General features: G+C 51.6%; 17 protein-coding genes. 9 read left to right on the forward strand and 8 right to left on the reverse strand.

Annotation, left to right across the window (positions count from 1 at the left end; genetic code table 11):
- Positions 1-3 precede the first annotated feature (3 nt).
- Entirely contained in the window at positions 4-1,176 is a 1,173-nt protein-coding gene (gene dapE, locus AMM03_RS11580) for a succinyl-diaminopimelate desuccinylase (RefSeq protein ID WP_090131791.1), read from the reverse strand.
- A complete protein-coding gene (gene dapC / locus AMM03_RS11585; protein WP_090131793.1) occupies positions 1,173-2,390 on the reverse strand; it encodes a succinyldiaminopimelate transaminase in 1,218 nt (405 codons plus the stop codon). The genes dapE and dapC overlap by 4 nt, the downstream gene beginning before the upstream one ends.
- 135 nt (positions 2,391-2,525) lie before the next feature.
- Between dapC and smc the strand changes: the two genes are divergently transcribed.
- The 4 genes from smc to def are packed head-to-tail and all read left to right on the forward strand — an operon-like array spanning position 2,526 to position 9,817.
- Positions 2,526-6,053, forward strand: coding sequence for a chromosome segregation protein SMC (gene smc, locus AMM03_RS11590; RefSeq protein ID WP_090131795.1), 3,528 nt, complete (start codon positions 2,526-2,528; stop codon positions 6,051-6,053).
- 39 nt (positions 6,054-6,092) lie between these two features.
- Positions 6,093-7,139 (forward strand): cell division protein FtsZ, encoded by a 1,047-nt coding sequence (locus tag AMM03_RS11595; RefSeq protein ID WP_090131796.1) that lies wholly within the window; start codon positions 6,093-6,095, stop codon positions 7,137-7,139.
- A 12-nt stretch (positions 7,140-7,151) separates the two neighbouring features.
- Positions 7,152-9,263: an NAD-dependent DNA ligase LigA gene (gene ligA, locus AMM03_RS11600; RefSeq protein ID WP_369793711.1), complete on the forward strand. Its 2,112-nt coding sequence runs from the start codon at positions 7,152-7,154 to the stop codon at positions 9,261-9,263.
- 14 nt (positions 9,264-9,277) lie between these two features.
- Complete coding sequence (def, locus tag AMM03_RS11605) at positions 9,278-9,817, forward strand: peptide deformylase (protein ID WP_090131800.1); 540 nt, start codon at positions 9,278-9,280, stop codon at positions 9,815-9,817.
- On the opposite strand, the gene AMM03_RS11610 is transcribed toward def, so the two are convergent.
- Genes AMM03_RS11610 through lptF form a run of 5 tightly spaced genes read right to left on the reverse strand, consistent with a single transcriptional unit; the run spans position 9,814 to position 14,579 of the window.
- Entirely contained in the window at positions 9,814-10,974 is a 1,161-nt protein-coding gene (locus AMM03_RS11610) for a pyridoxal phosphate-dependent aminotransferase (protein WP_228764686.1), read from the reverse strand. The two genes, def and AMM03_RS11610, sit on opposite strands and share 4 nt — an antisense overlap.
- 19 nt (positions 10,975-10,993) lie before the next feature.
- Complete coding sequence (locus tag AMM03_RS11615) at positions 10,994-11,935, reverse strand: CysB family HTH-type transcriptional regulator (protein ID WP_090131804.1); 942 nt, start codon at positions 11,933-11,935, stop codon at positions 10,994-10,996.
- A gap of 35 nt (positions 11,936-11,970) precedes the next feature.
- Positions 11,971-12,357, reverse strand: coding sequence for a sirohydrochlorin chelatase (locus tag AMM03_RS11620; protein ID WP_090131806.1), 387 nt, complete (start codon positions 12,355-12,357; stop codon positions 11,971-11,973).
- A gap of 6 nt (positions 12,358-12,363) precedes the next feature.
- On the reverse strand, positions 12,364-13,470 hold the full coding sequence (gene lptG, locus AMM03_RS11625) for an LPS export ABC transporter permease LptG (RefSeq protein WP_090131808.1): 1,107 nt from the start codon (positions 13,468-13,470) through the stop codon (positions 12,364-12,366).
- A complete protein-coding gene (gene lptF, locus AMM03_RS11630) occupies positions 13,467-14,579 on the reverse strand; it encodes an LPS export ABC transporter permease LptF (protein WP_090131810.1) in 1,113 nt (370 codons plus the stop codon). Before lptF ends, lptG begins: the two co-directional genes overlap by 4 nt.
- 22 nt (positions 14,580-14,601) lie before the next feature.
- Here lptF and AMM03_RS11635 point away from each other — a divergent pair, with 22 nt between their 5' ends.
- The 3 genes from AMM03_RS11635 to AMM03_RS11645 all read left to right on the forward strand — a co-directional run bounded on the left by AMM03_RS11635 (position 14,602) and on the right by AMM03_RS11645 (position 17,720).
- On the forward strand, positions 14,602-16,056 hold the full coding sequence (locus tag AMM03_RS11635) for a leucyl aminopeptidase (RefSeq protein ID WP_090131812.1): 1,455 nt from the start codon (positions 14,602-14,604) through the stop codon (positions 16,054-16,056).
- Positions 16,056-16,487, forward strand: coding sequence for a DNA polymerase III subunit chi (locus tag AMM03_RS14410; RefSeq protein WP_090131813.1), 432 nt, complete (start codon positions 16,056-16,058; stop codon positions 16,485-16,487). The genes AMM03_RS11635 and AMM03_RS14410 overlap by 1 nt, the downstream gene beginning before the upstream one ends.
- Positions 16,488-16,556: 69 nt before the next feature.
- Entirely contained in the window at positions 16,557-17,720 is a 1,164-nt protein-coding gene (locus tag AMM03_RS11645) for a branched-chain amino acid ABC transporter substrate-binding protein (RefSeq protein ID WP_090132111.1), read from the forward strand.
- Between the two features lie 66 nt (positions 17,721-17,786).
- Here AMM03_RS11645 and AMM03_RS11650 read toward each other — a convergent pair whose 3' ends face one another.
- The gene (locus AMM03_RS11650) at positions 17,787-19,817 is read right to left on the reverse strand and encodes a M3 family metallopeptidase (protein ID WP_090131815.1); all 2,031 of its coding nucleotides are present in this window, start codon (positions 19,815-19,817) and stop codon (positions 17,787-17,789) included.
- Between the two features lie 213 nt (positions 19,818-20,030).
- Here AMM03_RS11650 and AMM03_RS11655 point away from each other — a divergent pair, with 213 nt between their 5' ends.
- Together AMM03_RS11655 and AMM03_RS11660 are read left to right on the forward strand one after the other, a co-directional pair.
- A complete protein-coding gene (locus AMM03_RS11655) occupies positions 20,031-21,854 on the forward strand; it encodes an ABC transporter substrate-binding protein (protein ID WP_090131817.1) in 1,824 nt (607 codons plus the stop codon).
- Between the two features lie 15 nt (positions 21,855-21,869).
- Positions 21,870-22,808 (forward strand): ABC transporter permease, encoded by a 939-nt coding sequence (locus tag AMM03_RS11660; protein ID WP_090131818.1) that lies wholly within the window; start codon positions 21,870-21,872, stop codon positions 22,806-22,808.
- The last annotated feature ends 11 nt before the right edge of the window (positions 22,809-22,819 follow it).

Raw genomic sequence — 22,819 nt, forward strand, 5'->3', positions numbered from 1 at the left:
GCATTAGCGCGCAGCGCTGTTGTTTGCCAAGCAGGCTTGATTGAGTTTGACCAGGACTTGTTTGTAAATGTCTTTAAGGGGCTCTAAATCGGCCACCGCCACATACTCGTCAATTTTGTGAATGGTGGCATTGGGTGGGCCAAGCTCAATGACTTGAGGACATATTTGCGCAATGAATCTGCCATCGCTGGTGCCGCCCGTGGTGGACAGCTCGGTCTGAATGCCCGTCACCTGCACAATGGCTTCTTGCACCATGTCGACCAAACTGCCTGGCGTGGTGAGAAAGGGCAGGCCGCCCAAGGTCCAGTCAATTTCAAACTTGAGTTGGTGCTTGTGCAGAATGTCTGTGAAGCGTTGCTTCAATGAATCTGCCGTGGACTCTGTGCAAAAGCGGAAGTTGAAATCAATCACCATCTCGCCAGGGATGACGTTGCTGGCCCCAGTACCGCCGTGCACATTGCTAATTTGCCAGGTGGTGGGCGGAAAGAATGCATTGCCGTTGTCCCAAACAGTGCTGGCCAATTCGGCAATGGCGGGTGCGGCTTTGTGAACGGGGTTGTCTGCCAATTGGGGGTAGGCAATGTGGCCTTGAATGCCAATCACTTTGAGCTTGCCACTGAGTGAACCACGGCGTCCATTTTTGATCATGTCACCAGTTTTTTTAACAGATGTGGGTTCACCCACAATGCAAAAATCTGGCGCTTGATTTCTAGACGTTAGCAACTCGCAAACGCGCACCGTACCATCGAGGGCAGGGCCTTCTTCGTCGCTGGTCAACAGAAACGCGATGCCCAAAGCAGGCTGAGGTGTTTCTTTTAAAAACTCTTGGGTCGCCACCACCATGGCAGCCAGCGAGGCTTTCATGTCGCAGGCACCGCGGCCAAACAATTTGCCATCGCGATGGGTGGGCGTGAAGGGGTCGCTGGTCCATTGGTTTAAGGGGCCTGTAGGAACAACATCGACATGACCTGCAAAGGCCAAAGTCTGCTGCGTTGTGCCGGCTCGTTTGGCCCACAAATTTTTGACCCGAAAGGTATCAGGCCCGCAATCGATCACCTCGCATTCAAAACCCAGAGGGTCTAAATGCGATTGAATCAGGGCCATGCAGCCGCCATCGGCGGGCGTGACTGAAGGCATGGCCATCAGTTGTTCTGTCAGTCTCAGTGTGTTGCTCATGTGGGGCGACCTGATCGAATAAAACGGGCAATGCGATGAGCGGCTTCAAGGCACTCTGCAGTTTCAGCCACCAAGGCCATGCGCACGCGGCCTTGGCCAGGGTTGAAACCGTGTGCTTCGCGGGCAATGTAGCTACCCGGTAAAACCGTCACGTGTTCGGCGGCATAGAGCTCGCGCGCAAAGTCTGTGTCGCTGTTGTTCCAAGCCGCTGGCACACCAGCCCACAAGTAAAAACTGGCGTCTGGCAATTTGACATCCATGACGTCGGCCAACACAGGGGTGACTTGGGCAAATTTGGTGCGGTACAAATTGCGGTTTTCGACAACGTGTGCTTCGTCGTTCCAAGCTGCAATGCTGGCTGCTTGAACCACGCCGCTCATGGCGCAGCCGTGGTAGGTTCGGTACAGCAAAAAATCTTTGAGGATGGCGGCGTCGCCCGCTACAAAGCCGCTTCTTAGGCCTGGCACATTGCTGCGTTTTGACAAACTGGTGAATGCAACCAGTCGCTTGAAATCTTTGTAGCCCAAGAGGCTGGCAGCCTCCAGCCCACCCAAAGGCGGCTCGTCGCGAAAGTAAATTTCGCTGTAGCACTCGTCCGAGGCGATGACGAAGCCGTATTTGTCGCTTAACTCGAACAGCTTTTGCCATTCTTCCAAGGGCATGATTTTGCCGGTGGGGTTGCCGGGCGAGCACACAAACAAAAGCTGTGTATTGGCCCAAACATCGGCAGGTACTGCGTCCCAATCGGCCGCATAGTCGTTTTCTGCGGTGTTGGGCACGTAATAAGGCTTGGCGCCGCCCAACAAGGTGGCCCCTTCGTAAATTTGATAGAAGGGGTTGGGGCTGATGACGATGGGGTTATTGCCTGATTTTGTGGGGTTGACCACGGCTTGTGTCAATGAAAACAAAGCTTCACGCGAGCCATTGACTGGCAAGACCTGGGTGGCGGGATTGATTTCAATGTTGTAGCGTCTTTGCAACCAATTGCCGCAGGCTTCCCTCATGCGAAGTTCACCCGCTGTAGCGGGGTAACCAGACAAGGCGGTATCGAGGGAGGCGGTAAGGGCCTTTTTGATGAATTCGGGGGTGGCGTGCTTGGGCTCGCCAATGCCCAAACTGATGTGTTGCAACTGGGGGTTAGGGGTCACACCCGCGAACAATTGTCGAAGGCGTTCAAAGGGGTAGGGCTGTAGGGAGGCCAATAAGGGATTCATCCCCCAATTATCCGGGATACTGGATCGTTTTATCGGGCGAATTTCAGCTCATTTCAGGGTCTGTTTTGGGTTTGGGTCGGTTAACATGGAGGCTTCAGGCACAAGGTGTGCCTTTTGACCCAAAATCTGACTCCTGTGCGCCTTAATTCCATCAAATTATCTGGATTCAAATCCTTCGCAGAACCCACCAACTTTGTGCTTCCTGGCCAGTTGGTTGGGGTTGTAGGCCCCAACGGTTGCGGCAAATCCAACATCATGGACGCTTGCCGTTGGGTTTTGGGCGAATCCAAAGCCTCCGAATTGCGTGGCGAGTCCATGCAAGACGTTATTTTTAACGGCACCAACACCCGCAAAGCCGCTAGCCGTGCCAGCGTTGAACTGGTCTTTGACAATGCCGACCACCGTGCCGGTGGCCAATGGGGTCAGTTTGCCGAAATTGCGGTTAAGCGCGTCTTAACCCGCGATGGCAACAGCAGTTATTACATCAACAACCAACCCGTGCGCCGCCGCGACGTTCAAGACGTCTTCTTGGGCACCGGTTTGGGACCTCGTGCCTACGCCATCATTGGTCAGGGCACCATTAGCCGAATCATTGAATCTAGGCCCGAAGAATTGCGTTTGTTCTTGGAAGAAGCCGCCGGCGTTTCCAAATACAAAGAGCGCCGACGAGAAACCGAAAATCGCTTGTCGGACACCCGCGAAAACTTAACCCGAGTCGAAGACATTTTGCGAGAGCTCAATGCCAACTTGGAAAAGTTGGAAAAGCAAGCTGAAGTGGCACAAAGGTTCAACGACCTCAAAGCCGACAGCACACTCAAGCAACAACAGCTGTGGTTTTTCAAGCGTGCCGACGCTGAATCCGACCAAGTCAAAATCAAGGCCGATGTTGACAAAGCGGTCATTGACTTAGAGTCACGCATTGCCGATTTAAGGCATGTCGAAGCCGACTTAGAAACAGTTCGCCAAGCGCATTACGCTGCGGGCGACCAGGTCAATCAGGCCCAAGGCTTGTTGTACGAAGCCAGTGCCGAAGTGGGCAAATTAGAGGCCGAAATCCGTTTCGTGGTTGAAGGTCGTCAGCGCGCAGAACAGCGTTTGGCCCAGTTGCAAGCTCAGTCAGCCGATTGGTCTGACCGTCAGATTCAAGCCGAAGCCGAACTCGAATCTTTGGCCGAACAAGCCTTGCAAGCCGAAGATCAAACCATGACCCTGGCCGCGCAAGTGGAAGACCAAGCGCAAGCCTTGCCCGATTTGGAAGAAGCCCTGCGCCAAGCGCAAGCCAAGGCCAACGAACAGCGCGGCAGCGTGGTTCAAGTTCAGCAGCAAATTCAGGTGCTGGCCGCCGATCAACGCAACATTGAAGATCAAACCCGTCAACTCACCTTGCGCCGCGAGAAACTGGTTGCCGATCGCAACGCCTTAGATGCCCCCGATGAGCAGCGACTGATCAACATGCAGGCGCAGTTTGCGCAAGCTGAAGAACTTGCCAAAGAGAGCGGCGCCAGATTGGCCGAACTCGAAACGCAAACGCCTTTGCTTGACCAAGAGCGACGCGACAAACAACAGGCGGTCAACGATGAGTCTGCCAAACTGGCCGACCTCACTGCCAAAATTGAAGCCCTCAAATCGCTTCAAGAAAAAATAAAAACCGATGGCAAATTAAAGCCTTGGTTAGGCAAACACGGCCTCGACAACTTACAAGGCTTGTGGAGCAAGATCCACATGGAGTCCGGTTGGGAAAACGCCATGGAGTCTGCTCTGCGTGAGCGACTTTCTTCCTTGGAAGTTTCGCGCTTAGACATGGTCAAGGCGTTTGCCTCCGACGCGCCTCCCGCCAAATTATCCTTTTACTCGCCGCCCAACGGCAGCACCACGGTTGCCCGAAAAGGCTTGCCGTCTGCTTGCAGGCCCTTGTCTGATTTACTGCGTTTGTCCGATGCCGGTTTGTCTGCATTGCTCACAGATTGGTTGCAGGGTTATTTCACTGCACCGTCGTTGGAAGACGCCATGGCTTGGCGCGATCAATTGCAAGGCAGCGAATGCTTTGTGGTTCAGTCGGGTCATGCCATTGGCAAACACAGTGTTAGTTTTTACGCGCCCGATTCAGAGCAAGCTGGTTTGCTGGCCCGCGCTCAAGACATCGAAAATTTTGAAAAGCAACAACGTGCTCAAACACTGATTGCCGAAGAAACCCGTTCAGCGTCTGTGCGTGCCGAAGCGGCTTATTCAGACGCTGCCCAACGCTTGGTCTCTGTGCGTCAGGAAGCTTCAGAGGCCCAATCCAAAGCACACGAGTTGCAAGTTGAAACCTTGCGTCTCACGCAATGGGCAGAACAAACCCGCGCGCGCAGCGAACAAATTGCGGGCGACTTGGCAGAAGTCGATTTGAGCTTGGAAGACCTGCAAGAGCGCAGGATGACCGCAGAAGGCCGCTTCGAAGAACTTGACATGCAATTGGCAGACAGCCAAGAACGTCATGCCCAGCTTGACGAGCGCGTCATTGAATCCGAGCGCAAACTTTCTGAGTGTCGCGAGCAACAGCGCACCCTTGAGCGCCTTGCTCAAGAGGCCACTTTCTCTCAGCGCAGTTTAGAAGCCAGACGTTCCGAGTTGCAACGCGGTTTGCAAACCGCGGGGCAACAAATTGAATCGATTCATGCTGAGCAAGAACGCGCCAAAGACGAGTTGTCTAGGCTGACAGATGCTGCAGCGCAGGCGGGTTTACAAAACGCGTTGGCCATCAAGATGGAGCGCGAGCAAGTCTTGGGCGCCAAGCGCAGCGAATACGACGACCTCACTGCTCGTTTGCGTGCCAGCGACGAACGCCGCATGAGTTTTGAGCGCGAACTCGATCCATTGCGTCAACGCATCACCGATTTGCAACTCAAAGAACAAGCTTCCCGTTTGGGCCTTGAGCAGTACACGCAACTCTTGCAAGACGCCGAAGCCGACTTAGAAGCCTTGGCCAAGTCCATTGAAGAAGGCAACGTTCGGTTGACAGGTTTGCAATCCGAAATTGACCGCTTGAACCGCGAGATTGCAGCCTTGGGGGCTGTTAACTTAGCAGCCTTGGATGAATTAAGCACGGCACGTGAGCGCAAGGTTTTCTTGGACGCTCAAACAGCCGACCTGACCGAAGCCATGACGACTTTGGAAGATGCCATTCGCAAAATCGACGCCGAAACACGCGATCTGTTGGGCGGCACATTCAAAATTGTGAACGAACACTTTGGCCGCATGTTCCCAGAGTTGTTTGGCGGCGGTAACGCCCGCTTGGTCATGACCGGCGATGAAATTTTGGATTCGGGTGTTCAGGTCATGGCGCAACCCCCAGGCAAAAAGAACCAAACCATTCACCTGTTGTCTGGCGGCGAAAAAGCGCTTACCGCCATTGCCTTGGTGTTTGCCATTTTCCAACTCAACCCTGCGCCGTTTTGCTTGCTGGACGAGGTGGATGCGCCTTTGGACGATAGCAACACCGAGCGCTACGCCAAGTTGGTCAAGAGCATGGGCAAGGAAACACAATTCTTGTTCATTAGTCACAACAAGATTGCCATGGAAATGGCCGAGCAACTCATTGGTGTCACCATGCAAGAGCAGGGCGTATCACGCATTGTGGCCGTTGACATGGAAGCAGCCGTTTCCATGGCCGAACTCACCTGATACAAAGCTTTTTCCAATCAACTCGAAGTACAAACACACATGAGCTCATTGCAAAACAGTTTGGCCATTGTCGGTGGATTGACCTTGGTGGGGGTTGTTTTATACAACTTGTGGACTGCAAGGCAAAACGCCCCGCGTCAGGCCTCATCGGATAACGCGGGCGTTGGGATAGATCCTACGCTCGACAGCAATGTCGAATTGAAGGGCCCACAAGACCCGAGTTTTCTGGACGATGCCATGGCCACATTGCCCGTACCAGAAAGAAAACCACCACTCGATGCACTGATCGATGTCATTGCCCCCATTGAAGTGGACAATCAAGTTTCTGGCGATGCCGCTTTGGCCGCTTTGCCAGCAACGCGCCGAGTGGGCACCAAGCCATTTGCTGTCGAGGGTTTGAATGACACCACAGGCGAATGGGAGACCCCCACAGCGGGCCGTCGCTACCATGCGTTTCAGGCGGGCATTCAATTGGCCAATCGCGTGGGCGCATTGAACGAAATTGAATTTTCTGAATTTGTCATCAAGGCCCAGTCCTTTGCCGATGCCATCAATGGCTCGCCCGAGTTTCCAGATATGCTGGAAGAAGTGGCGCGCGCACGCGAGCTCGATCAATTTGCCAGCGAACACGATGCCCAATTGAGCTTCACCGTAGTGGCCACAGCGGCTGCTTGGAGCCCTGGCTACATTCATCAGCATGCAGCGCGTTGGGGTTTTGTGGCGGGTGTGATTCCAGGCCGCATGGTGTTGGCCGCCCCCGTGCAAGGCTTGCCACCCATTTTGTCTTTGTCTTTTGATACCCAAGCGGCGATGGCTGACGATCCGGCTTTGTCTGCCATCCGTGAATTTTCTTTGAGCTTGGATGTGCCTCAAGTGCCTAGAGAAGAAAACGCCTTTGCGCGCCTGCGTGAAGCCGCTCGCATTTTGGGCAATGAAATGGATGGTTTGATTACCGATGGCGCGGGTCATGCCCTCACCGAAGCAGACTTGAACGCCATTGCGGCAGACCTTGAGAATTTGTATGACGCCCTTGACCTGCGCGAATTGTCAGCAGGTTCTCCGCAAGCACGCCGTTTGTTTTCTTAAGCCATCGTGAACCTGGACTTGTTCTCTGACGCAGGCGAAGAGAAGGGCGCTTCCGACCTTGCAAATGACACCGATCGCGCTCAGCAATTGCACCAATTGCTGCACCGATATGCGCATGCCTACTACACCCTTGATGCACCCGAAGTTCCCGACGCTGAATACGACCGCTTGTTTCGTGAGCTTCAAGCCTTAGAACAAAAGCACCCTTCACTTCAAACGCCCCAATCGCCCACGCAGCGGGTGGGTGGTGCTGTGTTGCCTGAATTTCAAACTGTCCGTCATCAATTGCCCATGCTGAGCATTCGCACTGAAACCGACAATGAGTCGAGTGGTGCCAGCGCCTTTGATGCAAGGGTGCGCCGTGAATTGTCTTTGTCAGACACTGCGCCTGCAATTGAGTACGTCGCCGAACTCAAGTTTGACGGCTTGGCCATGAGTCTGCGATACGAGAAGGGCGTTTTGGTTCAAGCCGCTACCCGCGGTGATGGCGAGTCCGGTGAAGATGTGACGCACAACATTCGGACCATCGGCCAAATTCCGTTGCAAATTTCTGCCGGTGCAAGCAGCCTGCCAGATGTCTTGGAAGTGCGCGGTGAGGTTTACATGCGCCGAGATGATTTGGATGCCCTGAATGAGCGACAGCTCAACAAAATTGCAGAAGGCGCCAAAGGCGAAAAAACCTTTGTCAATCCGCGCAATGCGGCGGCAGGTGCAGTGAGGCAGCTCGATTCCAATATTGCCGCGCAAAGGCCTTTAAGTTTTTTTGCATATGGTTTGGGTGAAGTGCTTGGATGGCCGCAACAAAGTGCGCCATTTCAAACACATTTTGATTTGCTACAGACCCTCAAAGGCTGGGGTTTTCCAGTTGCCAGCCAAACACAATGTGTGAATGGTGCCGAGGGCCTGATCGCTTTTCATGAGCGCATTGCAACAGAACGCGATGCATTGCCCTATGACATTGATGGCGTGGTTTACAAGGTCAACGATTTGGCCCTTCAAGACAAGCTGGGCTTTGTGACGCGCGAACCTCGTTGGGCTGTGGCGCACAAGTTTCCAGCCCAAGAAGAACTCACTACGGTTCAAGCCATCGATGTTCAAGTGGGCAGAACAGGCAAATTAACCCCCGTGGCCAAATTGGCCCCTGTGTTTGTAGGCGGCGTGACAGTCACCAACGCCACCCTGCACAACGAAGATGAAGCCAGGCGCAAAGATGTGCGCGTGGGCGATACCGTCATTGTTCGCCGTGCGGGCGATGTGATTCCCGAGGTGGTGGGCGTGGTGATGGACAAGCGCCTGAGTGGTGCAGAAATTTTTACCATGCCCAGAATTTGTCCGGTGTGCGGCAGTGCCGCGCTGCGTGACGAGGGTGAGGCAGACTATCGATGTAGCGGCGGTTTGTTTTGCAGCGCTCAGCGCAAGCAAGCCTTTTTGCACTTTGCGCAAAGGCGAGCTGTTGAAGTAGATGGTCTGGGAGAAAAACTCATCGATCAGTTGGTTGACTCGGGCGTTGTCAGCACCTTGCCAGACTTGTACAAATTGGGCTTAACGGCCTTGGTTCAATTGGACCGCATGGCAGAAAAATCGGCCATCAATATTTTGAACGCCTTAGAGGCTTCTAAGAAAACTACCTTGCCGCGATTCATTTACGGCCTGGGCATTCGCCATGTGGGTGAGGCAACAGCCAAAGAATTTGCGCGTCACTTTGGCACCCTCGATGCATTCATGAATGCCACTGAAGAAGAGCTGCTGCAAGTGTCTGATGTTGGACCTGTGGTGGCTCAAAGTGTGCGGACGTTTTTTGAACAAGCGCATCACCAAGAAATTGTTGAACAACTTCGAGCCTGTGGCGTCACTTGGCAAGAGGGCCCGCCAGCCGAGCGCGCGCCTCAACCGCTCACTGGCAAAACGGTTGTCTTGACTGGCACGCTGCCCAATCTAGGCCGCGAGGAAGCCAAAGCCATGCTGGAAGCAGCAGGGGCCAAGGTGGCCGGTTCTGTGAGTCAAAAAACCAGCTACGTGGTGGCGGGTTCAGAGGCAGGCAGCAAATTGGACAAAGCGTTGGCTCTGGGCGTGCCCGTCTTAGATGAAGCGGGTTTACTGTTTTTACTCAATTCCGCCCCCTAAAGAAGGACATCCCAATGACCGTTCGACAAATTTTAAAAATGGGTGACGAGCGCTTGCTTCGAAAAGCACAAGCCATCACCGCTTTCAACACCCCAGAATTGCTGGCTGGCATTGTTGACATGAAAGAAACCATGGTGGCCGCTAATGGTGCGGGCTTGGCTGCCCCTCAAATTGGTTGGGATGTTCAATTGGTGATCTTTGGCACAGGCCAAATTATTCCGCGTTATCCCGACGCGGCACCCATACCGCCCACCGTTTTAATCAATCCCAGCATTACGGTGTTGGGCGATGAAATGCAAAACGATTGGGAAGGCTGCTTGTCGGTGCCAGGCTTGCGTGCTGTGGTGCCCCGCGCCATGAAAATTAGATACACCGGCTTTGATGAGTTTGGCAATGCCATTGACCGCGTGGCCGATGGCTTTCATGCCAAAGTGGTGCAACACGAATGCGATCACTTGCTGGGCATTCTGTATCCCATGCGGGTGACTGACTTTTCTAAGTTTGGTTACAACTCAGTGTTGTTTCCCAACCTGGCACCTGAGTCAGACGACTAAAGTCTGGCCAGTCTTTGCAGGGCGGCATTCAGGGTCTCGTCTTTTTTGGCAAAGCAAAAACGGATGACGTTTTGATCAAAGCTGTTGCCATAAAACGCAGACATGGGAATGGCTGCCACCCCAACCTCTTGGGTGAGCCATTTGCAAAATTCTGACTCGCCCAAGTTTTTCTCGGGCACATTCAGTTCAGAGATGTCGACACACTGAAAGTAGGTGCCTTCGCCAGGCAACATTTTGAATTGGGTCTTTGCCAAACCCTCTCGGAACAAATCTCGTTTGCGCTGATAAAAAGCAGGTAAGTTCAGATAGGGGCTTGGGTCTTGCATGTACCTCGCCAAGCCATGTTGAACCGGTGTGTTGACAGTAAACACATTGAACTGATGTACCTTGCGAAACTCAACGGTCAGGGAAGCCGGTGCTGCCACAGTACCAACTTTCCAGCCTGTCACATGGTAAGTCTTGCCAAAGCTAGACACCACAAAGGCTCGAGCCGCCAAGCCAGGGTAGCTTGACGCGCTACAGTGTTTCAAATCTTGGTAAACCATGTGCTCGTAAACCTCATCGCTGATGAGCACAATGGAGGTGGGTGCCAAAATCTCTTGAAGCTTCAACATGTCTTCATGGCGCCAGACCATGCCACTGGGGTTGTGCGGCGAATTGATCAGAATAGCCCGCGTGTGCGAACTGATGGCGGCCTGAATTTTGTCAAAGTCTGGCCTAAAAGTACCCGGCGTTAGGGGCACCCTCACCACCACGCCGCCCGCCATGTCAATGTTGGGCACGTAGCAGTCGTAACAAGGCTCCAGCACAATCACTTCGTCGCCAGGGTGAACCACCGCCAGCATGATGGTTAGCAGGGCTTGTGTGGCGCCAGCTGTGATGGTTATTTCTGTGTTGGGGTCGTATTGACGACCATAGAGTTTGTTAATTTTTTCGGCAACAGCTTGGCGCAAAGGGGCAACGCCAGGCATGGGCGGGTATTGGTTCAAATTCTCGTGCATGGCTGCCGAGACATCTGCCACCAACTTGGGATCGCATTCGAAGTCTGGAAATCCCTGTCCCAAATTGACGGCGCCAGACTCAGCGGCCAAGGCAGACATGACTGAAAAAATGGTGGTCCCCATGTTGGGGTGTTTTGAAATTAGTGGGGGCGTCATCGCGTCGCTCATAGATATCTCACAACTCGTAGTCGTTGACATGGCCTGTCATGGCTTTGGCGACCAAGGCAGCAGTAAGCCTGTCGCTTAACAGTTCTGCAAATTGGTACACAAAATTTCGAAGGTAAGCACCGCGCTTGAACGCCACGCGTGCTACATTTTTGCCGAGCAAGTTGCCCAAAGGTATGGCGACCAAATCTCCTACCGGATCGTCTTTCATGGCCATCTCGGCCACGATGCCAACGCCCAAGCCCAATCGAACATAGGTCTTGATCACATCGGAATCAATGGCTTCAAGCGCAATGCGCGGGTGCAATTTTTTATTGGCAAATGCCGTGTCAATGCGCGTACGGCCCGTAAAAGAAGGGTGGTAGGTAATGAGTGGTTCTTTGGCAATGTCTTCAAGGTGCAAATGTTTTTTGCGCGCCAAGGGATGGTCTGGCGCCACAACCAACATGTGTTGCCATTCGTAGCAGGGCAGTGTAACCAAATCTTCGTACTCGGCCAAAGATTCCGTGGCCATGCCAATTTCTGCTGTGTCGTCCATGAGCATGCGGGCTACTTGGTCGGGGGAGCCTTGGTGCAAACTGATGTTGACGTGTGGGTAAATCTCTCGAAGCTTTGCGACCGGCACAGGCAGCACATAGCGGGCTTGGGTGTGCGTGGTGGCAATCGACAAAGTGCCGTTGTTCTGAGCGCTGTACTGCTCGCCAATGCGTTTTAAATTGCCAATTTCACGCATGATGACTTCGATGCTTTTTAAAACGTGCTGGCCGGGTTCGGTGATTCTTTTCAGTCGCTTGCCATGGCGCGCAAAGATATCGATGCCCAACTCTTGTTCCAATTCAATGATGGCTTTGGAGACGCCGGGCTGAGAGGTGTGAAGCGCTTTGGCCGCTTCGGTCAAATTGAGATTTCGACGCGCCGCCTCTTGGACGAAGCGGAACTGGTGTAAGTTCATATCAATAAACCCTATAAGTTGGGGTTTATTATGCCTTACAGATCTATAGATTTGAGTGCAATCTGGGCCATGGCCAGTGTCAGGCTGGGCTCTTCGCCAATGGCACGCCGCAAATCAAATTCAATGTGGGGATAGTCTGCTTCAAGCTGTTTCATCAGCTCGGGCAAATCTTCTCGAGCGTGTTTGCCAATGCCTAAGAACATGGGCACGACCGCTATGTGGGACAAGCCCGAGTCAGAAAGAGTCTTGACGCAAGTGGGCAGGTCTGGCGTGGTGAGTTCCAAAAACGCGCACATCACTTGGGTTTGGGGTGAAAGGGCTTGAATTTGCTTGGCCACGGCTTCAATGGGCAAACGCCAAAGCGGATCTCTAGAGCCGTGAGCAAATAAAACGATGCCTTGTTGAGCCTGTGATGCGTTCATATTGAATTACTGCCGGATGACGAGCCAGCCAAATGTTGCCAAAGAAACCAGGCTGTAGATGATGGCAGGCGCTGCGGCAGTGAGCCAAGGTTGCCAATTTTGCAAATTGCCCATGAAGCCAAAGACGTTGTTGAGCAAATAAAAGCTGATGCCTGCCATCACGCCTCCGAACACATAGCCCGCAATGTTGCCAGACCTGAAATGCAAATAAGCAAACGGCAAAGCAAGTGTCAACATGACCCAGCAGCTGAGTGGGTAAAAAACTTTTCGCCAGAACTCAATTTCATAACGTTGTGCGTTTTGGCCGTTGGCCGCCAAGTGACGCATGTATTGAAAAAGATCGATCGTTTTCATTCTGTCTGGACTTAGAAGGGCGGCACTCACCATTTCGGAGGTCAGTTCAGTCTTCCATTCCCATGTCGGTAAATTCAAAATTTCAATGCGCGAGACATCGTTGGACTTGAGGTGAAAGACACGTCGATCAACTGCGTTCAACTGCCATGTGCCTTCACTGCCAATGTGGCCGTTAGAGGCTGAGGTGATAGAAACAATGCGCCCATCACTGTCAAACTCATTGATGCGTATACCTTCAGGCTGCCCCTGACTGCTCAATGCACGCACATTGACCGCAAATTGAGAATTGGCTTGCTTCTCGCGCAACCATGCGCCGGTTTGCCCTACCGTGATCTGACCTTGGTAACGGGCCTTTAGAAGTTGCGCTTGCTTGTCAGACCAAGGCGATATGTAGTCACCAAAAATGAATGTGACAAAGACAAAAATCAAACCCAACTGAAACAATGAACCCAAAGCGCGCCAGGGTCCTAAGCCACCCGTTCGCAAAATGGTGAATTCAGAACTTTGCGCAAATCTGGCCATCACATAGATGGAGCCAATCAAGACAGAGATGGGTAGCAGCTCATACAAATGACTGGGAATGAGAAAACCCACATACATCAAGGCATGTTGAAATTGATAACCCTGCATTCTGTTTTTGCTCAATGCTTGGAGTTGATCGACCAAGTCAAAGAATACAAACAAGGCTAAAAAGCCAATGGCCACAAAGCTCACTGAGCGAATAATTTCGCCATGAATAAGGCGTCGTATGGTTTTCATGCGTTGGCTGCCTTATTGTGAGTTATTGCCAAAGGCAGCAAGTTACGCCAAGAGAGATTTAAATGGCGAATCATTAACCATAAAAGGCCAAAAGCGAAAGCCACTCCATGGAGACTGAGCGTATAAACAGGCATCGTTATTTTTCCAGCTGCAATCCAGTTTTGACCTACGTTGACCATGTTGTAGTAACCCACAAAGCAAAACAAAGCCAAAGCCAAGTTGTAGCTTTTGCCTACGCGAGGGTTGACGCTGGCCACGGCCAAGCCAATCAACAATAAATTGAAAGCAGCCAATGCCAAGCCCAGACGCCAAGAGAGTTCGGCTAGGTTGATGGCAGTTGGATTTTTCAGAAGGTCTATCGAACTGAGGGTGCGACTTTGCATTTCACTCATCGCATATTTTGAGGAGGGATCGATCAGCAGTTGGTAGTCTTTGAACTCGGTGATGCGAATCTCGCCTGTGTTGAGGTTTTTCAGCATTTGCTGTCCCTGCTGCAGGTTCAAAAATCGTTCGCCATCTTTGATTTCAATTCGGCCTTGCTGTGCGGTCGTGATGCTTTCATATTGACCATCGACACTGGACACAAAGACATTGCGACCTGTCTGATTGTTCGGCGTGTCTTTGTCTATAAAAAAGACTCGCTTCCCACCAGAAGATTCCTGAAATTGACCCGGTGCAACCCGCTCAATGTCATTGCGCCGCTCATAGCGCTCACGCAGGTCTTGAATTTGCTTGTTACTCCAAGGCCAAACAAACAAAGCCAGTAAGGCAATCACAGCCAAGATGGGCCAAGCAAATTGAAAAAGAGGTTTGGAAAAGTTGGCCAAGCCCTTGCCGCTAGAAAACCAAATGACCATTTCGCTGTCGGCGTACATGCGGGAAAGGGTGGAGACAACCGCAATGAACAAGCTCAGGGTCAAAATGGTGGTGAGGTGGCCAAGCACGGTAAGCCCCATGACCCACATCACCTCGGAAGGATTGACGCTGCCTCGGGTGGCTTGACCCAAAGTTCGGATCAAAATAATGGTCATCACGATGGTGGCCAAAACCACAACCGTGGCACCAAAACTTCGTGCCAAGTCTTTTCGAATGGAAGAATGGAATAACATTGCGGCTTAGGAGACACCCATTATGAACTTCGAATTAAAAACACTCTCATTGGCCGCAGCTGCCAAAACAACCACAGACACCCTGATTGTCCTCATTTCTGAGCACTTTCAAGCAGGTAAAGACCCTCTTTCTGCACTGATTACCAAAGCCACCCAGGCCAAGGACTTTTCGGCCAAGGCCGGAAAATCTCTTCAAACTTATGCGCTACCTGGTATTTCTGCCAGCAAAACCATTCTGCTGGGTGTGGGCGAGGGCAGGGCTGCGGACATTAAGTCGGCGGTATCGAGTGCCATGGGCAGCCTCAAATCAGCCGAAACAGCCAAGGCTGTGTTGGCTTTTGCAGGTCCCGTCAGTGCTGCACAGTTGCATGCGGCTGTTTTGACTGTGGCTGATAGCACGTATGTCTATGGCGCCACTTATTCAAAACCGAAACTTCGCAAATTGACGCAAGTGACCCTGGGTGTTGAGTCCTCAAACCAAGGGTTGAAAGATGCTTTTGCATCTTCCGTGGCCATTGTTCAGGGCATTGAAATGGCCAAAGAGTGGGCCAATCGGCCTGCCAACCATGCCACCCCCACCATGTTGGGCAAAGCAGCGCAGGGCTTGGCCAAAACAGCTGGCATCTCTTGCGAGGTCTTGGGACCCAAAGAAGTGGCCAAGTTGGGCATGGGTTCTTTCATGTCGGTGGCCCAAGGTTCTGCAGAACCCTTGAGATTCATTGTTTTGAAATACCAAGGCGCAGCCAAATCAGAAGCACCTGTGGTCTTGGTGGGCAAAGGCATCACCTTTGACACAGGCGGTATTTCTATCAAGCCCGCAGCCGAAATGGACGAAATGAAATTCGACATGGGCGGTGCGGCCAGCGTTCTGGGCGTCTTTAAATCATTGAGTTTGCTCAAACCCAAACTCAATGTGGTGGGCCTCATTCCCGCTTGTGAAAACATGCCCGATGGTTTGGCGGTTAAGCCTGGTGATGTGGTGACCAGCATGAGTGGTCAAACCATTGAAATCTTAAACACCGATGCCGAAGGTCGCCTGATTTTGTGCGATGCCCTCACTTACGCCGAGCGTTTCAAACCCAAAGCCGTCATTGACATTGCCACTCTCACAGGCGCCTGCGTCATTGCGCTTGGCGCCATTCGCACAGGCATGTTCGCCACAGAGGATTCATTGGCCGAGGCGCTCCAAAAGGCAGGCAATGACGCCATGGACCTGTGCTGGCGAATGCCTTTGGACGATGAATATGCAGAGTCATTGAAGTCCAATTTTGCAGACGTTGGCAATGTGGGTGGGCGTGCAGGGGGCGCCATCACTGCGGCCAAATTCCTTCACCGCTTTGCGCAAAAGTACCCATGGGCCCATTTGGACATTGCTGGCACCGCTTGGAAGGGTGGCGCGGCAAAAGGCGCAACCGGCCGACCCGTCGGTTTGTTGTTGCAGTATCTGTTGTCTCAGCAAGTCAGCGCCAAAAAATAATGGTGCAGGTGGATTTTCATTTCAATGCGCCCGAAAAATGGGGCTATGTTTGCAGACTGCTTCGTAAAATTAGTGGTCAAGGCAAGCGAACTGGTGTTTGTGGCCCTGATGATGCTTTGCAAACGCTTCACCTAAGTCTATGGCAATTAAATCCTGCAGACTTTGTCACACATTGTTGGGTCACCGACGAAGCAAAGCTTTTAAGTCGCTCCAGTATTATTTTGGCGCCAGAATGGTCCTCACTTTCTGCAGGGTCGCGCTTGGATGTCGCTCTCAATTTGCATCACGAAGCGCCCCTCGATTTGGGGTCCACGGGTCGCTTGGTCGAGGTTGTTGGCCCCGAGGAGTTCGACAAAACCAGTGCAAGATTGCGTTGGAAACATTACACAAAACAGGGATTTACCATTAATCGCTATGACTTGTCTGCCTAGGCGATTTAAATTACATTAAATTGTTAGTTTGTTTTTTTTGGATCGAACTTTTTTATCATGGAGTTTTCAATGAATTTGTCTTCCCTTAAGTCCCCTCTGACCGCAGTTGCAGTTGCTGCTGTTGCCTTGACCCTCGTTGCCTGCGGCAAGAAGGCAGATGATGTTCAGGTTGTCAAAATTGGTCACGTTGGCCCAACCAGCGGCGCTATTGCACACTTGGGCAAGGACAATGAAAACGGCGCCAAAATGGCCATTGAAGAACTCAATGCCGCTGGCATCAAATTGGGCGGCAAAGCTGTTAAGTTTGAACTTTTAGCAGAAGATGACGGTGCTGATCCCAAGCAAGGTACGGCTGCAGCCCAAAAACTGGTCGATGCCAAGGTCAATGGCGTCATTGGTCACCTCAACTCCGGTACCACCATTCCTGCTTCACAAATTTACAACGGTGCTGGTATTCCCCAGATTTCACCTTCCGCCACCAACCCCAAATACACACGCCAAGGCTATGCCGGTGCATTCCGTGTAGTGGCCGACGATGTTCACTTAGGCGGCACATTGGGCAAGTACGCTGTTGAAACCCTTAAGGGCAAAAACATTGCGGTCATTGACGACCGCACAGCTTACGGCCAAGGCGTTGCTGAAGAGTTTGAAAAAGCGGTCAAGGCCGCTGGCGGCAATTTGGTGGGGCACGAGTTCACCACCGACAAGGCCTCCGATTTCAACTCCATTCTGACCACGCTCAAAGGCAAGAAGCCTGACGTCATTTTCTTTGGCGGTATGGACGCCGTGGCAGGTCCTATGCTCAAGCAGATGAAGCAATTGGGCATCAACGCCAAGTTCATGGGTGGCGATGGCATCTGCACCACAGAACTGGCCAAGTTGGCAGCCGATGGCATGAGCGACGACAACGTTTATTGTGCTGAAGCCGGTGGTGTTGAAGGCGAGCAAAAAGCAGGCATGGACAAATTCCGCGCCGACTTCAAAACCAAGTTCAACGCCGATGTGCAGGTTTATGCACCTTACGTTTACGATGCCGTCAAAGTCATGGCCCAAGCCATGGTCAGCGCAGACTCTGCCGATCCAGCCAAGTACTTGCCCAAGCTCAAAGAAATTAGCTACAAGGGTGTGACAGGCAGCATTGCCTTTGACGAAAAAGGCGACATCAAAAACGGCGCTTTGACCCTGTACACCTTCAAGGGTGGCAAGCGTGAACAAATTGCTGTGGTTCGTTAATTCACTCCAGCATCCGAAAACCCCGCCAAGGCGGGGTTTTTTTATGTCATTGCATTTGAAAAAAGTTTAATTGAGCCCGCGCTTGGTGAGAAGTGGCGTGACGGTAGGCTCGCGGCCTCTAAAGGCCACATAGGCTTGCATGGGATCCTGCCGGTTACCCGCAGCGTAAATGTGCTCGTACAGTTTGCTGGCAGGTTCTGGTGCAAACAAGTCGCCGGATTCCAAGAAGGCATCAAAGCCATCAGCGTCCAACACCTCGGCCCACATGTACACATAGTAGGCAGAGGCATAGCTGTTAGAAGAGAACAGGTGAGAAAAATGAGGCAGCCTGTGACGCATGCCAATGGCCGGTGGCATTTGAATGGCCTGAAGTGTTTTGGCTTCGAACTGTTTGAAATCTAAATTGTTCAAATCGGTGGTTTCGTGCAGGTCCAAATCGACCAATGCCGAAGACACATATTCAACCGTGGTAAATCCTTGGTTGAAAGTTTGCGCATCCAAGATGCGCTTGAGCAAGGCATCTGGCATGGGTTCGCCAGTTTGAGCATGCGTGGCAAACTGCTTCAAAATTTGCGGCTGCATGAGCCAGTTCTCGTAAACCTGTGACGGAAACTCTACAAAATCGCGCAGCACATTGGTCCCAGACAGGCGAGGGTACTTAACCTGCGACAACAAGCCATGCAAACCATGCCCAAACTCATGGAACAAAGTGCGTGCATCGTCCAGACTGAGAAGCGTGGGTTGACCCTCGGCTCCTTGTGAAAAATTGTTGTTGTTGACCACAATGGGTCGAACCGATTGCTTTAAGTGCATAGGGTCGCGGTAGGTGCTCATCCAAGCGCCTGAGCGTTTGCTGCTTCTGGCAAAGTTATCGCTCAAAAATAAACCCAGGTGTTTGCCATGGGCGTCGGTCACTTCCCAACCCGTCACGGTGTCGTGGTATTTGGAAATATTGTTAACTTCTTTGAAGTTCAAATGGAAGAGTTTGTGAGCCACATAGAACATGGCCTCCATTAATTTGTGCAGTTGCAAATAGGGCTTGATTTCAGCTTCGTTCAAGTCGTATTTTTCTTTGCGAACACGTTCTGTCCAGAAATGCCAGTCCCAAGCTTGCAGGTCCTCTAGGCCGGAAAGTTGTTTCAGGTCTTCTCGTTCTTGGAGTGCTTTCAATCTGGCGGGCGCCCAAACTTTCATGAGCAAATCTCTGGCCGCCTGTGCGCTGCCGGCCATGGTGTCGGCCAGGGCGTATTCCGAAAAATCTTTGTATCCCAACAGTTTGGCTTGTGCCAACCTGAGTTGCAAAATTTCTCGCATGATGGCTTCATTGTTGTGTGCGCCTTGGTTTTCGCCACGCTGGCACCATGCGGCCCAAAGTTTTTGGCGCAGATCGCGACGTTCTGAGAATGTCATGAATGGCGTCAGAGATGAACGCGACAGGGTAATCACATGCGCATTGTTTTCTGTCACGCCTCTGTCTTGCGCCATTTTTTTGGCTGCGCTCAGGACAAATTCTGGCAAGCCCTTAAGTTCATCGTCCTGCGTCAGAATCAAACTGAACGAGGCTTCATCCGCCAATACATTTTGCGAGAATGTCGTAAACAGAGAGGCCAATTTTTCTGTGTATTCGGCAAAGCTGACACGGTCATGATCTTTCAGCTTGGCGCCAGCACGAACAAAATCAAGGTGGTACCTTTCTATCAAGCGAATACTTTCTGCATCAAGACCTAAGTGGTTTCGTTCTGCATGAATTTTTTCAATGCGCGCAAACAAGGGCCCATTGAGATAAAGCGCGGCAGAGTGCGCAGCCAATTGAGGTGCCATCACTCGCTCAATTGCTTGAATTTCGGGGGATGTGTGCGAAGCGCTCAAATTGAAAAACACGGCTGATGTTTGATTCAATAACTCGCCACTGCCTTCTAAGGCCAACAAGGTATTTTCAAATGTGGGCGCATCAGGACTGTTGGCAATGTGATCAATTTCCGCTTGATGGCGGTTTAAAGCCAGATCAAAAGCCTCAGAAAAATGCGAAGACTGAATCTGCTCGAAGGGCGGCATTTCAAAAGGTGTGTTCCATTTTTCTAGCAGAGGGTTCATCATGGTTTGCTAACTTTCGGTCAAGTTGTTGAAATGATTTAAGGGTTTACGCTCAGTAGGCAGAATATGTTCTGGAAATGGCCCGCCATAAGGCACAATTTTGAATAATAAATCGGTTCTTGGATTATTCTTCAGAGCTTCAACTTTTGTCACCTATCAGGTGTTTTCTGCCTGCAAAGGACTGCTGTGAATTTTGTCGATTGTGTAACAGTCAAAATGCCCCATCTCTGCCGAAATAGCATCTTGCATGGCATGGGCGTCATGCTGCTAGCCGCTAGCTTGATGTTTGCATCCAACGCGCAGGCCAATCCAGGGCCTAACCCCAAAGCCAATCCTGCCGACCCCAGCAAGGTTTTGCGTTTGGCTTTTCCTGTTCCTGAAACCGGTTTTGATCCGGTTCGCGTTAACGACCTTTATTCGAACACCATCAATGCCGCCATCTTCCAGCCGCTTGTTAGCTACGACTGGATGGCCATGCCTACCAAGCTGGTGCCCGATGCAGCGGAAGCCTTGCCAGAGATTTCCAAGGATGGAAAAACATATACCTTTAAAGTTAAAAAAGGATTGTTTTTCACGCCTGATGATGCCTTCAAAGGCGTCCGCAGAGAACTCACGGCGCACGATTTTGTGTACGTACTGCTAAGGCATGCAGACCCCAAAAACCGCAGCCCCCAAGTGTCTGACTTGGACGACAAAATATTTGGTTTTGCCGAGTCCCGCAAGCAAGCCGTGGCCAGCGGCAAATTCGATTACGACCAAAAGCACCCTGGCATCTATGCCACTGACCGATATACCTTGGTCATTCAACTGAATCAGCCCGATCGCAATTTTTTAACCCTTCTGACCAGTCCACATTCGGCTGGTATGGCGCGTGAGGTGGTTGAAAAATACGGTTTTGAAGGCGTCATGGGCAACCCCATCGGAACAGGTCCTTACATTCTTGAAAAGTGGGTGCGTGGCTCCAAAATTATTCTCAAAGCCAATCCTGAATATGCTGGCTTTGTTTGGAATTTTGAGGCGCCCCCCAACAACCCCAGCGAGCTTCGCATCGCCAACCAAATGCAGGGTCGCAAGATGCCGCAAATTGGCCGAGTGGAGGTCAGCATCATTGAAGAACCACAGTCCATGTGGCTGGCATTCAGTGGCAAAGAGATTGATGTGGTGGCGGTTCCACCTTCCTTCATTGAGAAAGCATTGACGCCCAAAAACGACCTGCTTCAAACATGGGTGGCACAAGGCGTCAACATGTACCGCAGCGTTGAACCCGATATTCGGTATCAGTTCTTCAACATGAAAGACCCCGTCATTGGCGGCTTTACCCCTGAAAAAATTGCTTTGCGCCGCGCCATCATCATGGGCTATGACATTGACGAAGAAATTCGGGTGATTCGCAAAGGCCAGGCCATCAAAGCGCAACAAATGGTCTCACCTGTCATTGCGGGCCACGACCCCAACTACAAGAGCTTGGTCAAGTTCAGCCCCTTGTCTGCCAATGCCTTGCTTGACCAATTTGGCTACAAGAAAGATGCCAAAGGCTTTCGCACACACCCTGATGGCAAGCCTTTGGTTTTCACCATGTATTCGTCCACTTCCTCCATCGATCGCGAACGTGATGAATTGTGGAAAAAATCCATGGACCGCTTGGGAATTAAGCTCAAGGTCAAAAAAGACAAGTTCCCTGAGATGCTCAAACAAGGCAAGCAATGCGCTCTTCCTTCATGGTCATTGGGGTGGACACGCTCTTCTGAAGCCGAGTTTGTGATGAAGTTGCTGTACTCCAAAACCATTGGTCAAAACAACTACGCCTGTTTTGAAAATGCCGAGTACGACGCTTACTTTGAGCAACTCAAGCGCCTGCCAGATGGTCCCGAAAGAACGCGAGTGTTGCACAACATGTACCGACTCATGGAGGTCAACGGGGTCTTGGGACTAAGTTCGACCAGCATTGCAACGCGCCTTAGCCACCAAAATGTAGAGGGCTATCGCAAGCACCCCTTGATGCTAGGGGACTGGATTTTCTATGACATTCAAAAACCTTAAGGCGGGGAGTAAATCATGAGTGCTTATGTTCTTCGCCGCCTTTGGCAAATGATTCCCACCTTGGCGGGTGTTATTTTGTTGGTGTTCTTTTTGTTCAATTGGATTGGCGGCGACCCTGCGTATGTCTTGGCAGGCCTTTTTTCCAATCAAGAACAAATCGACAGCATCCGTGCCGAGTTAGGTTTGGACCAACCCCTCGCGGTTCAATTGTGGATTTTTGTCAAACAGGTTGCCACCTTCAATTTTGGCAACAGCTGGACCACCGGTGAATCTGTGGCCAGTATTTTTGCTACGCGCTTGCCCGCGTCGTTGACGCTCATGGTTCCCTTGCTGATCATTGAAACGGTCATTGCTTTGGCGCTGGCTGTTGGTTTGGCTTGGGTGCGTGGCTCGTCTATTGATCGCGGCACCATGGTGGTGTTTACAGGCCTCATGTCGGTCAGTATTTTGGTGTTTATCATTCTGGGTCAAAACATTTTGGCTTATCGCCTGGGGTGGTTTCCTGTGCAAGGGTGGAGCGATGACTTCTGGAAGAACCTCACCACTTTTGCGCCACTGCCTATTTTGTTGGGTTTGCTAGTCAGCATTGCCCCCAACACGCGTTTGTTCAGAAGCTTTGTTCTGGACGAAATTGACCAAGACTATGTGCGCACAGCCAGGGCCAAGGGTTTGTCCGAGCCGCGCGTGATGTTTATTCATGTGCTTCGCAATGCGCTCATTCCGGTCATCACCTTTGTGATTTCACACATTCCTACTTTGCTTTTGGGGGCCTTTCTGTTGGAAAGGTTCTTTGGCATACCAGGCGTGGGCCGAGAAATTATTTTGGCCGTCGAACGAAGCGATTTTCCGGTGATCAAGGCCGTTACGGTGTATGTGGCCATTGCCACCATGATCTTCAATTTGATTGGTGATGTGCTTTACCGCCTTACTGACCCCCGTGTGCAATTGCGTTAAGCCATGCTTCA

This window comes from Limnohabitans sp. Rim11 (genome assembly GCF_001269365.1).
Classification (GTDB): domain Bacteria; phylum Pseudomonadota; class Gammaproteobacteria; order Burkholderiales; family Burkholderiaceae_C; genus Limnohabitans_A.